Source organism: Streptomyces sp. NPDC046727, from assembly GCF_040645635.1.
GTDB lineage: Bacteria > Actinomycetota > Actinomycetes > Streptomycetales > Streptomycetaceae > Streptomyces.
On sequence record NZ_JBEYYR010000059.1, the window covers coordinates 1 to 18,171 of the forward strand.

Below are 18,171 nucleotides of genomic sequence, written 5' to 3' on the forward strand. Positions count from 1 at the left end.
CCGCGCTGTACCGCAGCCAGGCCGCCGTCGAACTCGCCGACGTCCTGCACCGGCGGGGCAAGTCCCAGGAGGCCGCCGAGCTGCTGGAGGGCGTCATCGGCGACTTCGGCGTACGGCGGCACCGCCGGGCCTCGTCGTCAGCTGCTGTGGACGTCCACCTCGTGCAGGGAGTAGCCCCAACCGGTGCCGCGCTCGGTGCCCGTGACGCGGACGTAGCGCGCCGGTGTGCCGGTGAACCGGGCGGTGTCGAGGCCGCCGTCGCCCGTGGTCGTCGACCAGACCGTCTGCCAGTTCGTGCCGTCCGTCGACAACTGGATGCCGTACGACTTGCCGTACGCGCGCTCCCAGTCGAGCGTGACCCGTCCGACCCGGTGGGTCGAGCCCAGGTCGATCCGCAGCCACTGGCCGTCGCTCCAGTCGCTGGCCCAGCGGGTGCTCCGGTCGCCGTCCACGGCGCGGCTCGGCGCATAGCTGGTGAACGGGTTCCACTCGGCCGAACTGGCCGTGGCGGAGGCTCCTTGGGCGAGGTTGACGTCGGCCTGATGCCGCTCGGTCGCTCCCCAGGTGTCAAGGTAGGACTCGGCGCCCCGGAACAGGTCGTTCACCACGCCCTGGCCGCCGACGAGCCGGATGTCCTCGATCCAGTCCGGGACGAGGCCGTAGTGCGCGGCGCCGTCGGTGTTCAGGTCCCAGGTGCGCTCACCGGTGGTCTGCCGGTCGATGAGGGAGCCCCCGTCGACGCTGCGGAAGGGGTACGTGACCTTGTTCGGCGCGTCCGCGCCGCGGGGTCCCGGCCAGCCGCCGACACCGTTCATGTCCGTGCCGTAGCCGTAGCCGACGCCGTACTTGTCCCGCAGCGCCTTGGTGCGGTTCGCCTCGGCCACGAATCCCTCGGAGCCGTGCATGTACTGGGCGATGAAGCCGCCGAGACCGTAGACCCGGTCGGTCCAGTTCAGGTCCATCCAGCTGTGCGAGGAGATCACGCCGGGGTAGGAGCCGGCCTCGAAGATGTCGAGCGCGCGGCCGACGGCCTTGACGCTCATGTGGTCGATCTCCAGCATCATCTTGCGTTTCATCATGCCGCGCACGGCGTACTCACCGAGGTCGGTGAGCCCGCGGACGTTGCACTGCGCGTCCGAGGAGTACGCGGGGACACTCACGCCCGCCGGGAGCTTCGCCTCGGCGCCGGGCGCCGCGGCCGAGCCGATGGGGTTGTCGTGCTGCGGGCCCGCGCACTTCTCCGTCTTCCAGAAGGTGCCGGTCGACAGGAACTGCCCGACGTTGATGGCCGTTCCGAGGCTGCCCGAGTCGAAGCGGACGCCGCACAGCGCGTTGTCGAACTTGTGGCACAGGAACATGCTGCGCACCCCCAGCGCGTACAGCTCGTCCAGGCCCGCGTCGATGTCGTGCTTGTCGCACTGCGCGATGTCCAGGATCTGCTTGCAGCCGAAGGGCTCGGAGGTCTCCACGCCCAGGATGACCGCCAGCTTGCCCTGCTTGACGACCTCACGCGCCTGGGCGCTGTCGGTGACGACCCGGAACCAGCCCCGGCCCGGGCCGCCGTACATCCTGTCGACGTAGGCCTGCAGGTCGTACGTCATCTTCGCCTGCAGCCGGATCGACGTCATCTCGTCGCAGCCGCGGTCCTTGAAGAAGTACACCGAGCAGATCACACCGTTGGTGACGAGGTCGTTGACGAGCACCCGCTGGCCGCCGCGCCAGGCCCGTTCCACCCACGCGTAGTAGTTCTGCTGGTGGGTCAGCGAGTCGTGCGCGGGCCAGTCCTTGAACGTGGGCCAGCCGACCGGGTCGTGCTTGCCGTCACCGCCCTTGGTGATGAAGTCGAAGACGGCCAGCGAGCCGTCGGGGTAGTGCTCGGGGCAGTCCTTGAGCGCGTCGGCGATGCCGGCCTCGGAGAACGTCTTGCCGCAGATGAGGCGCCCGCCGAAGGCCTCGTTCGCGAACAGGTGGTCGTGGGCGTCGACGAACCCGCGCACCTCGCCCTTGGCGTTCGTGCCGGTGAACGGCTCGCCGGTGACATCGATCCGGGAGTCCGGCGTCGGGCGTGCGGTCGGGATCCACCAGTCGTCTCCGGCCGCCGAACTCGGGGTGGGCCCGAGGACGACGGCCAGGACGAGGAGGAGCAGCGACACGATCGTGACGTCTTTGCGTCTGCGGTACGGGTGGCTGGTCATGGCCACGGCCCACGTCCCTCGGCTCGGCACCTATTTGTCATGTCTGCGCAAACTGTGCGCCATGAGGATCGCCAGTGCCGCCTGCCGAGTCAATACTCGGGCTCTCGCCGACCCGCGCGAGGGTTACCCAGAGGTAGTAATAAGCTGGAGGAACGTGAGAACCGTACGTAGACGACCGCGCCGGACAGCGGCTCGAACGTGAGGGAGTGACCGATGACATCGGAGACCGAGCGAGCCGTGCTGGCGGGCGGCTGCTTCTGGGGCATGCAGGACCTGATCCGCAAGCAGCCGGGCGTGGTGTCCACCCGCGTCGGGTACAGCGGCGGTGACACGCCCAACGCGACGTACCGCAACCACGGTGACCACGCCGAGGCCATCGAGATCCTCTTCGATCCCATGACCACGAGCTACCGCGACATCCTGGAGTTCTTCTTCCAGATCCACGACCCGACCACGCGGGACCGCCAGGGCAACGACATCGGGCGCAGCTACCGGTCCGCCATCTACTACACCGACGAGGAGCAGCACCGCGTCGCCGTGGACACCATCGCGGACGTCGAGGCGAGCGGCCTGTGGCCGGGCAAGGTGGTCACCGAGGTCGAGCCCGTGGGCGACTTCTGGGAGGCCGAGCCCGAGCACCAGGACTACCTGGAACGCTATCCGGACGGCTACACCTGCCACTTCCCGCGACCGAACTGGAAGCTGCCGCGCCGGACCTCGTCCCCGACGAGCTGAAGCGCCGGCCGAGGGGATTACCCGCTCACGCCCTGCGCCGCTGCCTGATCGGCGCTCCCACGCGGTGCAGGTGCGTCAGAGCCTCACGGTAGGACTGGATCAGCCCGGTCTCGTGGTACGGCACCCCGATCTCGGCGCAGTACTGCCGCACGATCACCTGGGCCCGACGCAGATGGACCGTGGGCATGCTCGGGAACAGGTGGTGCTCGATCTGGTAGTTGAGCCCGCCCAGCATCACGTCGGTGAACCAGCCGCCGCGCACGTTGCGGGACGTCAGGACCTGGCGTCGCAGGAAGTCGAGCTGCTGGTCACCGGTGATCGTCGGCATGCCCTTGTGGTTGGGAGCGAAGGTGCAGCCCAGGTAGACGCCGAAGAGGCACTGGTTCACGGCGAGGAACGCCACCGCCCGGCCCGGTGAGAGCACCAGGAACAGGGCGGAGAGCAGCGCCGCGATGTGCAGCAGGAGCAGAGCTCCCTCCAGCAGCCGGTTCTTCATGAACGGCGCGCGCAGCGCCCGCACACTCGAGACGTGCAGGTTGAAGCCCTCCAGGGTCAGCAACGGGAAGAACAGCAGTGCCTGGTGGCCACCGAGGAGCCGGGCCAGGCCCCGGCTGGCGCGGGCCTGTTCGGTGGACCACACCAGGATGTCCGGGGCGACGTCCGGGTCGAGTTCCTCATGGTTGGGATGCGCGTGGTGGCGGGTGTGCTTGTTCATCCACCAGCCGTAGCTCATGCCGATACCGAGATTGCCGAACAGCCGTCCGCCGATCTCGCTGTGCCGGCGCCGCCGGAACACCTGCCGGTGCGCCAGATCGTGCGCCACCAGCGCGACCTGACCGAACACCAGGGCCAGAAAGGCGGCCACGGCCAGTTGCCACCAGGTGTCGCCGAGGGCGAAGAAGGCTCCCCAGCCGGCGGCGAACGACCCGACCACGAGACCGAGCCGTACCGTGTAGTAGCCGGGACGCCGCTTCAGCAGGCCGGCCTCGGCGATCCGCTGGGACAGTCTGGCGAAGTCGCTGCCCGCGCCGGGGCGCGGCGTACCCTCGTCTACGGCGGAGCGGCGGGTGGTGACGGAGACATCCGGAGAGATCGTCATGCCGAGAATTCTGGAGACGGCGTACGACCCGAAGAAGCCTGCCAGCCACCGTATGCGCACGAGGCCGGCCCCCACCAAGCGTGCGGGGGTTTTCCCCCGTGGCGGTTCTCCGCCGTCCGCCTCCGAAGGCGGGGCGGACGGCCGGTCACCCGCCGGAAGACGGTGGCAGCCGGGGTGAGGAGCGGTCCCGGTAGTCCTTCGGCGGTATGCCACAGGCGTTACGGAACGCCCGGCTGAAGTCGGCGGCCCGGGGGAAACCCCAGCGCGAGGCGATCATGTGGATGGGCGTGCCGCGCAACGCGGGGTCGGCCAGATCACGGCGGGCGTGGGCCGGCCGCTGCTCGCGGATCCAGGACGAGACGGTGAGGCTCTCCCCTGGAAGACCCGGTGCAGATAGCTGACGGAGGGCCCCGACTCCTTCCCGGCCCGGTAATCGTCCCGTCCCCCGGCTCATCGCCGCCCCTGAGCGGGGAGACCTCCCTGCCCAGCCGTCCGCGCCAGGCGTCGAAGCGGTCGGCGGAGGGGATGCCGTCGCTCCGGAAGACTTCTCCGCAGGCGTCGGATGTGGCCGCGCCGCGAGCCGGCCGCCCCCGCCTCCGCGGCAAGGCGCTCCTAGGGGCTGGCCAGCTCGGCCCAGATGGTCTTCCCGGACGCGGTGTACCGGGTGCCCCAGCGCTGGGACATCTGGGCGACGAGGAACAGGCCGCGGCCTCCCTCGTCGTCCCGGCGTGCCCGCCGCAGGTGGGGCGCGGTGTGCGCGTTGTCGGAGACCTCGCACAGCAGGCAGCGGTCCCTGATCAGCCTCAGCAGGACGGGCCCGGTGGCGTACCGCATGCCGTTGGTGACCAGCTCGCTGACCACGAGTGCGGCGGTGAACGACAGTTCCGGCATGCCCCAGGCCGTCAGCTGGCGCTCGGTGAGCGTGCGGGCCTCCGCCACCATGGCCGGGTCGGGCGGCAACTCCAGGTCCACCACACGGTCGGCGCCCAGCCGCCGGGTGCGGACCAGCAGCAGCGTGGCGTCGTCCGCCTGCGGCCCGGGGGGCAGGGACGACAGCGCCCGGTCGCACAGCTCCTCCACCGGGCATCGCTGCCAGGTGAGCACATGGGCCAGGCGGTCGATACCGCTGTCGATGTCGGTGCGCCGGTCCTCCACGACGCCGTCGGTGAACAGCGCCACCAGGCTGCCGCTGGACATGCTCAGTTCGACGTTCTCGTAGGGCAGGCCGCCCAGCCCCAGGGGCGGCCCCGGCGCCAGCGCGGACAGGGCCACCGAGCCGTTCGCGTCGGCCACGATCGGCGGGGGATGGCCCGCGCTCGCCCAGACGCACCGGCCGCTCACCGGGTCGTAGATCGCGTACAGGCAGGTCACCCCGAGCGCCTCGTCGCGCAGCCCGTCGTCCGCCTCGGATTCCGAGTACTGCGCGACCAGGTCGTCCAGCCGGGTGAGCAGCTCCGCCGGATCCAGGTCCAGCAGGGCCAGAGTCCGTACGGTGGCGCGCAGCCGCCCCATGGTCGCGGCCGCGTGCACGCCATGGCCCACCACGTCGCCGACGGTCAGGCCCACCCGGGCACCGGACAGCGGGATCACGTCGAACCAGTCGCCGCCCACGCCCACACGGCTGTCGGCGGGCAGGTAGCGGTACGCCACGTCGACCGCGCTCAGCTCCGGCAGGTGCTGGGGCAGCAGGCTTCGCTGCAGTACCAGGGCCGCCGCGTGCTGGCTGGTGTAACGGCGGGCGTTGTCGATGCCGACGGCGGCCCGCTCGGCCAGTTCCACGGCCAGCGTCTGCTCCTCCGGGCCGAAGGGGTCCGGGTTGCTGCTGCGCCGGAAGGTGGCGAGACCCAGGACCGCGTCGCGGGTGAGCAGCGGCACGAAGAGACTGGAGTGCGAGGCGGCCGGTCCCGCCTCGCCGGGCGCCTCGGACGGGGCGGCGTCGACGACGGGGCGGCTGGTGGACAGGCTCAGCGCCTGCGGTGACGAGGGCGGGTACGAGACGGGACTGGTCCGGAACTCCTCCGGGGTACGGCCGTGCATCCGCAGCAGACTGTGCCCCGGCGCCGAGCCCGTCGGCGGCTGCCGTCCCTCGATGACCGCCGGCGGCAGGTCCACCAGCACCTCGTCGGCCAGCTGCGGCACCGCCACGTCGGCGAGCTCCGCGGCCGTACGACGCACGTCCAGCGACGCACCGAGGCGCTTGCCCGCCCGCACCAGCAGCGACAGGCGTTCCTGGGCGCGGTAGCGGTCGGTGATGTCCAGGGACTCCTCGTACAGCCCCAGCGGTTCGCCCCGGGCGTCCACCAGCCGGTGGTACGAGCAGGACCAGACGTGTTCGCGCACCGGGTCGGCGGGGGCGCGCCCGCGATAGTGCATGCCCATGATCGGTTCCCCCGTCGTCAGCACGTGCTCCATGATCTGGTCTTCGTCCGGAGGGTGGTGACGGGAGATGAATTCGCCTTCGGGGAAGAGATCCGCGGCCGGCCGGCCGATGTACTGGGCGATCCCCGCGAGCTCCAGATCGGTGGCGACGTTCGCCCAGACGACACGCATGCCGGTGTCGAAGATCGTCAGGCCCACCTGGGACTCGGTGGCCATTCCCTGCAGCAGCGCCAGCTGTGCCTCCCAGCTGCGCAGCGTCTCCAGGTCGGCCGCGACCACGATGGTCGCGGCGGCGCCCCGGTGCGCGAGCGGGCTGAACGTCACGGCCGTGCGCAGGGTCCGTCCGTCCCGGCAGCAGAGGTCCAGGACCGTGCTGCGCGGCCTGTGCGCCCTGCAGAGGGCGGACAGCCGCTGCCCCGGGTTCGCTGCCAGCAGCCGGGCGGCCGACTGGCCCAGCACATCCTCGGGTGCGTGTCCGAGGAGGCGCTGCGCCGAGGATCCCCATCCGGAAATGCGGCCTTCGTCGTCCAGCACCGCCGCGGCGGCCTTGGAGAGGTCCAAGGGACTGTGGAAATCGACATTGGCCGCCTTCGGAAAACGATCCATGACACCGCTTCCCTTCGTGCTCCCTCAGCATCCCGTGCCACACGACGGACGACAACCGCACGCGTGGCGGCCCGGCGCACTCACCTGGTGCATCCCGTGACCCATCTCGTCGTCGCGTTCCCGGAAGTCGGTGTGGGCTGCCATGGCGGCGCCCCCGGCCACGACGTGAGCGAACCCGCAGGCCCTGGGTCGGCCGCCCGGGGCGTTTCGGCCACCGGGCGAGGGATACCCGGCCGCGCACGGGCCGTCACCTGGACACGGCGGTCCCGCATCCGGCGGTAGGGGGGCGCTGACGAGGAGCGGAAGGAGGACGTGGAGCTGCCGACAGCCCAGTTGCCGTCGCACCTGCGCCACCGGCTGACGAAAGCCGGTCGAGGGTCGGCCTGGACTATGGCGATCGGTGCGCTGTGCGTGTCGGCCTCGGCCGTCCTGCTCGACCTGGCGCACACCACGCCGGGAACGGCCTCCTTCTACCGATGCGTCCTGGCGCTGCCCGCCCTGGTGACACTCGCGGGAGCGGAGCGTCGGCGTGAGGGTGCGCCACCTCGTCGGCGGTACGGGCTCGCGCTCGTGGCGGGGGTGCTGTTCGCGGGGGACATGCTGTTGTGGACGCAGGCGATCGGGGAGGTGGGAGCCGGGCTGTCGACGGTACTGGTGAATGTGCAGGTCGTACTGGTGCCCTTGATCGCCTGGGCGATCGACCGGGAACCCGTGCCCGCGCGCTTCCTGGGCTGGTTGCCGCTGCTGCTCCTCGGCGTCGTCCTGACCGGCGGCATCCTGGAACAGGGTGCGGCGACCGGTACCGACCCGCGCTGGGGCACCGTCCACGCCGTACTGGCGGCAGTGTGCTACTCCGTCTTCCTGTACCTGCTGCGTCGCGGCGGTCAGGACGGGCAGGTGCGGCAGCTGTACACGGTGGTCATCGCGTCGGCCGCGGTGGTGTCGATGCTCGCCGGCCTGGCGTGGTACGGGTTCGACGTCACACCCGGCCGGCGCGTCCTGGGCTGGCTGCTGGCGGTGGCGGTCTGCAGTCAGGTCGTGGGCTGGCTGCTGGTGGCCACCGCCTCACCGAAGTTGGCCAGTCACGTCGGCGCGATCCTGCTCCTGCTCACGCCGGTGGGTGCGGTGGCGCTGGGTGCCGTGGTCCTCGGCGAACGCCCCACCCCGCTGCAACTCGGCGGATGCGCACTGATCCTCGTCAGCGCCTACTGCACGACCGCCCGCAAACCCGGGAAGGGCAGGGGCCCACGCCCATGACCGCCGCCGCCCTCCTCACGCGGTGGCCGCGCCTCGTGTGAGGAGCAGAAGCGCGTCGACCAGCTCCTCCGCGGGACTTCCGGTGGCCAGGCGCCGGAGTTGCAGGCCCATCACCACGGCGACCGTGGTGGCCGCCAGGCGTTCGGCGTCCGGGACGCCCAGCGCGGTGAGGATCCGGGTGGCGAGCCGGTCGTAGGCCCGGAACGCCTCCGCCGCCGCCTCCCGCAGCCGCTCGTCGCGCCCGGCGTGGAGGTACAGCTCGAACGGGGCGAGATGGGCACTGTCCAGCGCCGTGCCGCACGCGACCTGGCCGGCCAGCGACGCGGCGTCCTCCACGCCGATGCCGTCGGTCTGGCACTGGTCGGCCAGCTCGGTGAAGTGCCGGGCCTCCTCGTGCACGAAGTGCAACAGGCTCTCGCGCAACAGATCGTGCTGCGTCTCGAAGTGGTACGTCACCGAGCCGAGCGACACTCCCGCTTCCCGGGCGATCCGCCGGTTGGTGACCGCGGCGACCCCGTCCGCGCCGATGATCTGCAGGACGGCGGTGATGATGCGCTGGCGCGTCGAGGCGGCGGGGGCGGCGTTCGGCATGCGTGCATTGTTCCATCAGGGGGCTGACAGGAGCCCCGGCGGCCTCTACTGTTCGTTCGAACGAACAGTATCGGAGGATGATCGTGCACATCGCAGGGGCAACTGTTCTGCTCACCGGAGTCACGGGCGGCATCGGCGGCGCGATCGCCGCGGAGCTGTCGGCACGCGGCGCGCGTCTCGTCCTCAGCGGCCGGCGGCGCGAGGCGCTGGAACCCCTCGCCGACCGCTACGGCGCGCGCACGATCCTCGCCGATCTCGCCGACGACGATGACGTCCGGCGCCTCGCGGAGGAAGCCGCCGGCACGGACATCCTCATCGCCAACGCGGCCCTGCCCTCCAGCGGCGACCTGCTCGACTACACACCGGCGCAGATCGACCGGGCCCTCGCGGTGAACCTGCGCGCGCCCGCGATGCTCGCGCGGCTGCTCGCTCCCGACATGCTGGCCCGCGGACGCGGCCACATCTGCTTCGTCGGATCACTGTCGGGCATGGCCGCCACCAAGTCGTCGTCCCTGTACAACGCGACGAAGTTCGGGCTCCGCGGCCTCTCCCTGGCGCTGCGCCAGGATCTGCACGGCACCGGCGTCGGCGTCTCCATCGTCCAGCCCGGCTTCGTACGCGACCTCGGCATGTTCGCCGACACTGGATCGGCCACGCCCGGCGGCGTCCGTACGGTCGCACCGCAGCAGGTCGTCAAGGGCGTCACGCGGGCGATCGAGCGCGACGTCGCCGAGATCAACGTAGCCCCGCTCGAACTGCGATTCCTCACCAAGATCGCGTCCCAGTTCCCGGGGTTCGCCGAACGGGTGCAGCGACGCGCGGGCGCGGAGAAGACCATCAGCGCGATCGTGGCAGCCCAGCGGACGAGCCGCTGACCCTACGGGGCTTGAGCAGCAGGCGGGACGACCGGCTGACGAGGTCGCGCAGGACGAGCAGGTACCGTTCGTGGCCGCCGAGTTCGTCGACGATGCGGTGGGCGCGGTCGCGGAACTCGGTGATGTCCTTCCCGTAGCGGCCCAGTACGGCGGGCGCGAGCAGCAGCTCGGTGAGGTCGGCGCGGGCGCGTGCGGAGTGCTTCGCGGCGGTGTGCAGGGTCAGGAGCCGCTCCGTGGCGTCGGGAGCCGCCTCCTCCAGGGCGCAGGCGAGCAGGTAGGTCACGGTGCCGTTCCGCAGATCCTCGTCGCGGCCGGACAGGATGTCCTCCTGGTCGTTGAAGAGCTGCCACAGCACCCCGAAGACATCGCCGAACTCGCGCCACCGTTCCACGCGCGGCCGCTGAGCGCCCGCCAGTTCGGCGGCCATCGTGGTGATCATGCCGAAGGGGGCGCCGGACTTGCCCAGGTACGCCGTGACCACCGACGCGCACGAGGCGTCTGCCGCCCGCCCCTGAAGGTCCCTCAGCTGCCCCTCTGCCGCCCGGACCGAGCAGCGCAGCAGCTCGGCCGAGAGCGTGGCGCGGACCGGCTCCGGAACGCGTTCGGACTGAACGGCGAGAAGGGAAAGGGGAGTTCCCGCGATGACGGTGGCGAGCAGCGCCGTGCTCTCGTCGAGGTCGCCGGCCCGGTACGCGCCCCGGGAGTCGGCGAGATCGTCCAGGCAGCAGGCCGACGTCCACCACAGCTCATGGACGACGGCCAGGGGGAGCGCCGGTTCGAGGGCTCCGGTCTCGACACCGTGGACGATCAGCGGCAGGACCGACAGCGGGTATGCGAAGGCACGGTGGTCCAGGAGTTCGGCGACGGCCGCGCGGACCGCCGGTGCGGACGGACCCAGCAGGTCGAGCGTGGCGTCCCGCTCCGCCGCGATCGCCCCGGCCATCCGCCGATGCAGTTCCTCGTACGTCACCGCCGTCACACACGTCCCTCGCCACCACCGGGTGCGGTCAGGCACCGATTCGATCACCCCCTACAGTGAGGAACCAGACCGAATTCCCGCCACGGCCGATTCGCCCGGTGGCGCGCTCGGCCGAGAACGGAGCACAGGGATGCGCACAGGCATGTTCGAGGTCGACGGGGCCGAGCTGTACTACGAGACGCGCGGCAGCGGACCGGCTCTGCTGCTCATCAGCGGGGCCGGCGGAGACGCCGGGTACTACTCGGCCGTCGCCGGCGAACTGGCCGACGCGTTCACGGTGATCAGCTACGACCGGCGAGGCAACTCCCGCAGCACCGGGCGGACCGGCGGACCCATGGAACTCTCCCGACAGGCTGCCGACGCCCGCGCGCTGATCGAGGGGCCCGCCGGCGGCCGGGCGCTCGTCTTCGGCAACAGCGGAGGCGCGATCATCGGCCTCACGCTGGCCGCCGCCCATCCCGACGTGCTCTCGGGCCTGATCGCCCACGAGCCGCCCGCCGTGAACGTCCTGCCCGCCGACGACCCGGCGCGCGGCTTCTTCCCGGAGCTGGCCGCGCGCTACGCCGAGGGCGGCGGCCCCGCGGCGGGCCGCCGGTTCGCGGAGACGGTGCGCGGTGAGGGGACGTATCGCTGGCCCGACGATCTGTGGCGGCGGTTCCTCGGCAATCAGGAACATCTCTTCGGGACCGAATGGCCGGCCTTCGCGTCCTTCGAGCCGGACGAGGCCGCGCTGAAGGCAGCGCCCTTCCCCATCGTGCTGGCGGCGGGCGCGGAGGACCGCGGCACGTACTACGCCCGGCCCTCGGCCGAGATCGCCCGCCGGATCGGCGCGCCGTGGGCCGAGTTCCCCGGCATCCACCTGGAGTTCCTCCGGAACCCGGCACCCTTCGCCGCGGCACTGCGGGTGCTGGCGACCCGGATGCACACGAGCGGCGGCCAGGTGCCCGAAGTGTGGGAGGGGTCCGGGCGGGCCGACTGACGGGTGCCCATGGTTCCCATCGGTACTGCTCAGGGAGCACACTCCGAGATGTCCCGCTGGGCAGGTGGCGGGAGGCGATGTGGGCGACGGTATGGTGCCGGGCGAGTTGCTGGATGGGCTGTTGCCCGAGGGTGTCGTCGTGGCCGAGGTTTTCGGTTCCGTCGACGGGGTCGAGCTGTTTTCTCAGGAGGCCGAGGCCGAGGCCGTCGCCGGGGCGGTGGAGAAGCGGCGGCGGGAGTTCGGCACGGTACGGCTGTGTGCGCGCAGGGCGCTGGCGCGGCTCGGTGTGGCGCCCCGGCCGCTCGCGCCCAGCGGGAGCGGGCCGGGATGGGCTCACCGGACACCGCGCTGGCCCGAGGGCATCGTCGGAAGCGTCCGTCGCGGCCCTCGGTGTGGACGGTGAACCCAACGAACCCGTCCCCGAGGGTGTCCGCGAGCTGATCACGCTGCCCGAGGAGCGGCCCGTACTCGACCGGCTCGGCGCCGCCCACCCCGGCGTGCACTGGGACCGTCTGCTGTTCAGCGCGAGGAGAGCGTCTACAAGGCGTGGTTCCCGCTGACCGGGCGCTGGCTGGACTTCGACCAGTGCGCGATCACGCCCGACCCGGAGCGCGGCACGTTCACCGCGGTCCTGAAGGTGCCCGGCCCGGTGGTCGGCGGGGTGCGCCTGGACCGCCTCGACGGACGGTGGCGCGTCCGGCACGGGCTGGTCGTGACCGCCGTGGCGATCCCCGCGTCTACCAGTGAGCGGGCCGGCTGAGCGTCGCGGGCAACACGGTGGTCGCGTCGCCCTTGGCCGCGTTCAGCTGCGCCTGGGTGAGGAACAGCGCGTCGGTGAGGTCCGCGCCGCGCAGGTCGGTGTCGCGCAGGTCGGCCCCGATCAGGTCGGCGTCGCGCAGATCGGCCCCACTGAGGTCGGCCGCGACGAGGAGGGCGCCGCGGAGGCTCGCCCCCCTGAGGTCGGCGCCGGACAGCTTCGCGCCCATCAGATCGGCTCCGCGGTGGTTCTTCTTACGGCCCGGGACCTGCGCCCGAGCCAGCTCGCTGGCCCGCAGCAGCAGCGTGTTGACCTCGCCGCGCAGCGCGTTCACGTCGAGCTGGGTGATCGACTCGGCGCTGCCGCGGGTCAGGCCGTCGATGTGGGCCAGCGCCTTCCGCAGCTCCTTGTGGACGGGGCGGGCCGGCGCCAGGTCGAGGGCCTCGGTGACGTACCAGAGCAGCTCGTGCAGCTGCCGCATGACGGGGAAGACCTCGAACATGGAGCGCGCCGTCTTCGGCGCCTGACGCCAGTCGGTGCCGCCGAAGGTGATCTGGGACACCTTCTGACCGGCGCCGAAGCAGTCGAACACCGTGCAGCCCGGGTAGCCCTTGTCGCGCAGCTGCGCGTGGATGCCGCAGCGGAAGTCCTGCTGGAGGTTCGAGCACGGCTGGCCGGCCGGCTTGTTGACGGCGAAGTCCGCAGAGCGGATGAAGGGCAGGGCCACGCAGCACAGGCCGAAGCAGCTGGAGCAGTCGGCCTGCAGGTCCTTGCGGTCCTGGGATGCCTGGCGGGCCTGGGGCGCCGTGCGGTCGTGGGACGGCTTGCGGGTCTGGGGCGCCTTGCGGCTCTGGGAGGGCTTGCCGGTCCGGGGCGCCTTGCGGTCGTCCCGGGGTGGCCTGCGGTCCTGGCCGGTGGCGGCGCGATCGCGGCCCTGGTCAGAGGTGGCGCGGTCTCGGCTCTGGCCCGACGTGCCCCGCTCCCGGTTCTGGCCCCCGGACGGACGCTTGCGCTCGCCCGGCTGGGACGGGCGGCCCTGCCCGCCGGCGGCGGAAGACCGCTGGCGTCCCCCGGCGGAGGAGGACTGCTTGCGGACCTCGCCCGCGGAGGGGCGCTTGCGCCCCCCGGAGGAAGAGGGGGCTCCGTGCTGTGGCGACACCGTGCGTGCTCCTGCTGGGCGACGAGCACCGCAGACCGCGGGGCTCCGAGAACGGCTTCCATTCTCGCAGACGGCTCATGGTGCCCGACCGAGTGGCGGTCGGGGGATTGTGGAGTGTCAGCGGTGGCTGGTGAGGTGCGCTCCACCGGCCTTCCGACGTCCCGTCCCTCTCAGTCGACGTAGACCGACGGCTGCCGGTCCTTCCACGGCACCGCCTGTTCCAGTTGGGCGGCCACCTGGAGCAGCAGATCCTCTCGCCCGTGGGCTGCGACGAGCTGGACGCCGATCGGCAGGCCCTGCCGGCTCTGGCCCAGCGGACTGTCTCTCCCTGACCAGGGACGTCACCCCCACGACCCCGCGACTGCCGGTCCACTCCGCGATGCTCGCCGGCCGCCTGGGGACACAGCGGAACTGGGACGAGTACCTCTGGGACGTGATCCGCCGCCCCGTCCGGTTCGACGAACTGATGGCGTCGGAGTTCAGCACGCCCGACCGCCACTTCTTCGTCGACCTCAGCGCCAGCGGCTCGTTCGCCAACTTCCTGAAGCACGGCTACGCTCCCGCCCTCCGCGGCGCCCCCGCCATCAACCAGTTCGGCAACAACAGCGGCACCGTCCGCTCACTGCGCGACGAACTGCTCCGGCTGCCCGGCGCCTGACCGGGTAACCTGCGGCCTGTCGGGCGCGCACGGTGAGGTGCGGTGATCTCTACGGGGAAGGGGCGCACGCGCGGTGGAGGGCGAACAGTTGGTCGCTGTGGGCAGTCTGGTGGTAGCGGTCGTCGCCGCGGTGTTCGCCTGGTCCCAGGCGCGCTCGGCCCGGCAGGCGGTCCAGCGGGCGGACCGGGCCATCCTCGTCGCCGAAGAGGCGAACCGCGCCGCCGAGCACGCCAACCGCCAGGTCGCCGACCTGCAGAAGCGCACCCAGCTCGACCAGCTGCGCGCCGTACTGCGCCAGGCCGCGACCGAGGCGTACGCGCCGGGACTGAACCAGCTGCGCTGGGAAAGCGCCTACCGCACCGAGGTACAGGCTTCGCTGGCCGGCCTGCACGCTGAACTCCCGTTGTGCGCCGCGCTGCTGAGCACCCCGCTGCCCAGCGCGCAGGCGCTCGCGCATGCCGTCGAGGAGACGGCGCGGATCGCCGAGTCCACCGAGGTGTCCGCCGCGTGACCACGCCCCCCGGCAACCGCCCCGCCGGTGACCTGGACTGGGGTGCGCCCGAACGCCGGTTCCGGTCCGAACAGCTCGCCCTGCAAAGGCAGTTCGCCCCGCAGCGGGTGCCGCTGCTGGCGCGCTCGTACGCGACCGACACGCTGCTGCCGATCATCCAGGACATGCGTGCCTCCGGTCAGGGCGGCCTGCTGTCGGTCGTCGCGGAAGCGGGATCCGGCAAGACCGTCCTGCTCGGCCACCTGTTCCAGCTGCTGTGCGACAGCGACGGCACCGATCACGGCACCGGCGCGGACACCGGCGAGGACCCGCACGGGCACCGGCTTCCCGCCGTCCTCGTCCGCTGCGACCAGGTCGGCCTCCCCGACCACCGGCCGGCCCTGCCCGCGCCCCGTCCCGGCGACCCGCTCCAATCCGCGTCCCCCACCGCCGTCCTCGACCACGCCTTCGGTACGGCGGCCGGGTCGGGCCTGCTCACCGCCGCGATCCAGCAGTACGCGGGCGAGCGGCCCGTACTCCTCCTGGACACTCTCGACCTGCTGCTGTCGCCCCGCTGGAGCAAGCCACTCGTCTCGTACCTCGCCGAGCTGGTCGACATCGGCGTCACCGTGGTGCTCACCTGCCGTCCGCGTGACTACGAGGACCACGCGAACGGTCTGATCCCGGCCGTGCAGGCGAATCGGCGCATGGCGGTCCACAAGGACGTACCCGCCCTGGACGAGGACGAGATCGTCGACTTCACCCGGCAGTTCCTCGCCGCCCGCGGCATCCGCCCGGCCGTCGGCGAGGAGGAGTTCGGCGAGCGTCTCGTCACGCTGTCCGCCGGCGGCGCCCACGTCCGGCTGCGCCGGCTGCTCAGCAGCCCGCTGCTCCTCGCCATGGTGTGCGAGGTCTTCGGCGAGACCGGAGGGCACGTCCCGCAGGACCTGACGACCAGCGGCCTGTACGCCAGGTACTGGGAGGAGAAGGTCTCCCGGACCCGGCTGACCGGCTCCGGCGACGCCTCGGACCAGCGGATCGAGGACAAGGAGACGCTCTGCCGGCGCATGGCGGCCTTCCTCTGGGGCGCCTCCCGGCCCCGCGCGCGCTTCCACGACCGGGTTCCCGCGGCCAAGCTGACCGGAAGCGCGTCCGGCAGCGGAGCCGGCCGGATCCGGGCGGCGCTGCGGGAGCTGTGCGACGACGGCTTCCTGAACACCGTCGAGCGCGGCCGGGTCGTGGAGTTCCGCCATCAGACCCTCGCCGAGTACGCCGTGGCCCAGTGGCTGGTGGAACTCGACGTCGAACGGCGGGAGTTCTACGAGGAGCTGCGGGACCGCCCCACGGAGCGCGGCTTCGCGCTGCCCGTGCTGCGCCACCTGGTCGGCATGGAGGACACCCTCCACCAGCTGGACGACGTCTTTCCCCTGCTGCCCCTCGGTGACTTCGGCGTCTTCCGCAACACCGCGTTCGCCGTGGCGAACTGCGGCAACGCAAGCTACATCACCGATTTGGCCACCGAGGCCACGAGCCGGATCGACCAGCGGCTGCACTCCCTGTGGGAAGCCCTGGAAACCGTCGCCGGACACGGCCTCACCGCCGCGCGCGAGGCCGCCCTGCGGGGGTTGCGCGAACTGCCGCACCCCCGGACCGCCGAGGCGGGCGGCCTGTTCGGACTGCTGGCCGTCCGCCGTGACCGCGACGAGGACACCATCGACCTCGCGCCGGGCCTCCGCGCCGTCCACGACCGGCGGGCCGACTGGCCACCTCTCGGGGACACCGTCGTCCGGCAGCCCGACGAGGTGCTCCAGCTGATGCTGGAACCGGCACTGGCGGTCGGACTGCCGGTCTCCGACGGCACCGTCCGCGCGGTCGAGGACGACTTCGCGCAGGCCGGACGCAAGACCCGCGAGGCGTACATCAGGCTGCTCCTCGCGCCCGGCACGCCCGCCGCGCACACGGAGGCGTTCCTGCGCTTCCTCTGGGAGCTGCCGCCGACGGTCCACGTCCCCCGAGAGGCGGGCGCGGAGTTCGTCTCCGGCGCCCTGCTCGCCACGGGCTCCGCCCCCGAGGCCGTACTCGACACGCTGCTCACCGACCACGAGAGCTGCCCCGACGACCGACTCGCGCAGCACACGGCCGTACGGATCGTCACCGGCGATCCGCGGCTGCGCGACCGGCTGTGGCCGTACCTCGGCCCGACGGCCGGCTCCGCCAGAGCCCGCCTGCGCGCGGCCACGGTGGTGGGCGACCTCTGCGCCGACCCGGCCGTCGCCTCGGACACGTACACCCGGCTCATCCGCATGGACCTCGCCGCCCCCACGGACGGCGGGGACGCGGCCGCCGTGCTCTACGGACTCGGCCGGCGTGTCCTGCCCGCCCTCTCCTCACCGGACGAACGAGCCGAGCTGGACCGGTGGCTGGCCCGGAACACCCCACCGTCACGCCGTCGGCGCGCCGCTGCGGAGCGCGGCCCGGGTGACTCGCCCGACCGCGGGACCGTGCGCGACCTGCCCCTGGACGAGCTGGTACGGGTCGCCGCCGACGAGGCGCACGACGCCACCGCCCGGCAGGCGACCGGGGTACTCCGCGCCGCCTCGCAGCAGGGCGCGCTGCTCACCGCCGACCAGTGGCGCAGGCTCCTGTCCTCCCGCTGGTCCGGCACCCGCCGCGCGACGGTCAGCCTGCTCGACACCTTGCTGCGCGCACCGGACCCCGCCGCGGGCCTGATCGCGCCCGCCCTCCTGACCTGCACCGGCGCCGACGCGACACCGGGTGAACGACAGACGCTCTACACCGCGCTCGACAGCTGGCTCCGCGGCTACCCCGAGACGGCGCAGCCGCACCTCGGGGCGCTCCAGAAGCTGCTGCGCGAGGCCGCGGAGAACGGCGACTGCCGGGGCGAGCCCGCCAAGGCATGGGTGGCACTCACCAGGACCTGCTTCGAATCGGCCCTGAAGGCCCCCGAGGAGCGACGCGTCGGCGAGGCCCGGGCGGCGTTCGGGGTGTACGGCGTGGCCGCCGCGTCCGGCGCGCTCCCCGCCCGCGGCCCGGCCGCGTCCCTGGGCGTCAAACTCCTGGTCCGCGCGGTGAACCACGGCATCACCACCCCGGACGAGCTGGCCCGCCTGGCGCGCTCGTGGCGGTGCGGCGGTCAGTGCGCCGCGGTGGGAGCGATCGCCCAGACAGCGGGCGGCGGAGCCTGGAGCCCGCTCCTGCGCGAACTCCTCGACGCGGGCGTGCTGTGCCGCGAGGCGGAGGCCGGCCTGGTGCGCCTGCGCGAAGCCGACTGATCTGCCCCGGATGGCTCACCGCGTGCGGTGAGCGGCCGGCGAGATCCGTAGGTCCGGACGGAAATCAGCCCGTTCGGGTTCTCCTCCGCAAGTCCCTTTCTGTGTACTCCCGGAGGCGT

At 72.2% G+C, this 18,171-nt stretch carries 14 protein-coding genes and 1 pseudogene; 8 read left to right on the forward strand and 7 right to left on the reverse strand.

Going from position 1 to position 18,171, the window contains the following annotated elements; all coding sequences use genetic code 11:
- Window positions 1-137: 137 nt before the first annotated feature.
- Window positions 138-2,195, reverse strand: a complete 2,058-nt coding sequence (locus ABZ937_RS40750; protein WP_361700233.1) for a discoidin domain-containing protein — start codon at window positions 2,193-2,195, stop codon at window positions 138-140.
- Window positions 2,196-2,408: 213 nt separating this feature from the next.
- Here ABZ937_RS40750 and msrA point away from each other — a divergent pair, with 213 nt between their 5' ends.
- Window positions 2,409-2,930 carry a peptide-methionine (S)-S-oxide reductase MsrA gene (gene msrA, locus ABZ937_RS40755; RefSeq protein WP_361700174.1) on the forward strand — a complete coding sequence of 174 codons (522 nt, stop codon included), beginning with the start codon at window positions 2,409-2,411 and terminating at the stop codon, window positions 2,928-2,930.
- Between the two features lie 25 nt (window positions 2,931-2,955).
- Here msrA and ABZ937_RS40760 read toward each other — a convergent pair whose 3' ends face one another.
- The 3 genes from ABZ937_RS40760 to ABZ937_RS40770 form a co-directional block, all read right to left on the reverse strand.
- A complete protein-coding gene (locus ABZ937_RS40760) occupies window positions 2,956-4,029 on the reverse strand; it encodes an acyl-CoA desaturase (protein ID WP_361700177.1) in 1,074 nt (357 codons plus the stop codon).
- A gap of 145 nt (window positions 4,030-4,174) precedes the next feature.
- Window positions 4,175-4,483 carry a helix-turn-helix domain-containing protein gene (locus ABZ937_RS40765; RefSeq protein ID WP_361700180.1) on the reverse strand — a complete coding sequence of 103 codons (309 nt, stop codon included), beginning with the start codon at window positions 4,481-4,483 and terminating at the stop codon, window positions 4,175-4,177.
- Between the two features lie 158 nt (window positions 4,484-4,641).
- Complete coding sequence (locus tag ABZ937_RS40770; protein ID WP_361700183.1) at window positions 4,642-7,014, reverse strand: SpoIIE family protein phosphatase; 2,373 nt, start codon at window positions 7,012-7,014, stop codon at window positions 4,642-4,644.
- A 312-nt stretch (window positions 7,015-7,326) separates the two neighbouring features.
- Here ABZ937_RS40770 and ABZ937_RS40775 point away from each other — a divergent pair, with 312 nt between their 5' ends.
- Window positions 7,327-8,271, forward strand: a complete 945-nt coding sequence (locus ABZ937_RS40775) for a DMT family transporter (RefSeq protein WP_361700186.1) — start codon at window positions 7,327-7,329, stop codon at window positions 8,269-8,271.
- Between the two features lie 15 nt (window positions 8,272-8,286).
- Here ABZ937_RS40775 and ABZ937_RS40780 read toward each other — a convergent pair whose 3' ends face one another.
- Window positions 8,287-8,862: a TetR family transcriptional regulator gene (locus tag ABZ937_RS40780; protein WP_361700189.1), complete on the reverse strand. Its 576-nt coding sequence runs from the start codon at window positions 8,860-8,862 to the stop codon at window positions 8,287-8,289.
- Window positions 8,863-8,945: 83 nt separating this feature from the next.
- Here ABZ937_RS40780 and ABZ937_RS40785 point away from each other — a divergent pair, with 83 nt between their 5' ends.
- The gene (locus ABZ937_RS40785; protein WP_361700236.1) at window positions 8,946-9,737 is read left to right on the forward strand and encodes an SDR family NAD(P)-dependent oxidoreductase; all 792 of its coding nucleotides are present in this window, start codon (window positions 8,946-8,948) and stop codon (window positions 9,735-9,737) included.
- Here the strand turns inward: ABZ937_RS40785 and ABZ937_RS40790 are convergent.
- On the reverse strand, window positions 9,700-10,716 hold the full coding sequence (locus ABZ937_RS40790; protein WP_361700191.1) for a polyprenyl synthetase family protein: 1,017 nt from the start codon (window positions 10,714-10,716) through the stop codon (window positions 9,700-9,702). The two genes, ABZ937_RS40785 and ABZ937_RS40790, sit on opposite strands and share 38 nt — an antisense overlap.
- Before the next feature lie 130 nt (window positions 10,717-10,846).
- Here ABZ937_RS40790 and ABZ937_RS40795 point away from each other — a divergent pair, with 130 nt between their 5' ends.
- Window positions 10,847-11,695, forward strand: a complete 849-nt coding sequence (locus tag ABZ937_RS40795; RefSeq protein ID WP_361700194.1) for an alpha/beta hydrolase — start codon at window positions 10,847-10,849, stop codon at window positions 11,693-11,695.
- A 106-nt stretch (window positions 11,696-11,801) separates the two neighbouring features.
- Window positions 11,802-12,455 (forward strand): annotated as a pseudogene (locus ABZ937_RS40800) (4'-phosphopantetheinyl transferase superfamily protein).
- Here the strand turns inward: ABZ937_RS40800 and ABZ937_RS40805 are convergent.
- Window positions 12,433-13,218: a pentapeptide repeat-containing protein gene (locus ABZ937_RS40805; RefSeq protein ID WP_361700239.1), complete on the reverse strand. Its 786-nt coding sequence runs from the start codon at window positions 13,216-13,218 to the stop codon at window positions 12,433-12,435. The pseudogene ABZ937_RS40800 and the gene ABZ937_RS40805 sit on opposite strands and share 23 nt — an antisense overlap.
- 772 nt (window positions 13,219-13,990) lie before the next feature.
- Here ABZ937_RS40805 and ABZ937_RS40810 point away from each other — a divergent pair.
- The 3 genes from ABZ937_RS40810 (at window position 13,991) to ABZ937_RS40820 (ending at window position 18,052) form a co-directional block, all read left to right on the forward strand.
- A complete protein-coding gene (locus ABZ937_RS40810) occupies window positions 13,991-14,269 on the forward strand; it encodes a hypothetical protein (protein ID WP_361700196.1) in 279 nt (92 codons plus the stop codon).
- Between the two features lie 97 nt (window positions 14,270-14,366).
- Window positions 14,367-14,780: a hypothetical protein gene (locus ABZ937_RS40815; protein ID WP_361700199.1), complete on the forward strand. Its 414-nt coding sequence runs from the start codon at window positions 14,367-14,369 to the stop codon at window positions 14,778-14,780.
- The gene (locus ABZ937_RS40820; protein WP_361700202.1) at window positions 14,777-18,052 is read left to right on the forward strand and encodes a hypothetical protein; all 3,276 of its coding nucleotides are present in this window, start codon (window positions 14,777-14,779) and stop codon (window positions 18,050-18,052) included. The genes ABZ937_RS40815 and ABZ937_RS40820 overlap by 4 nt, the downstream gene beginning before the upstream one ends.
- Window positions 18,053-18,171 lie beyond the last annotated feature (119 nt).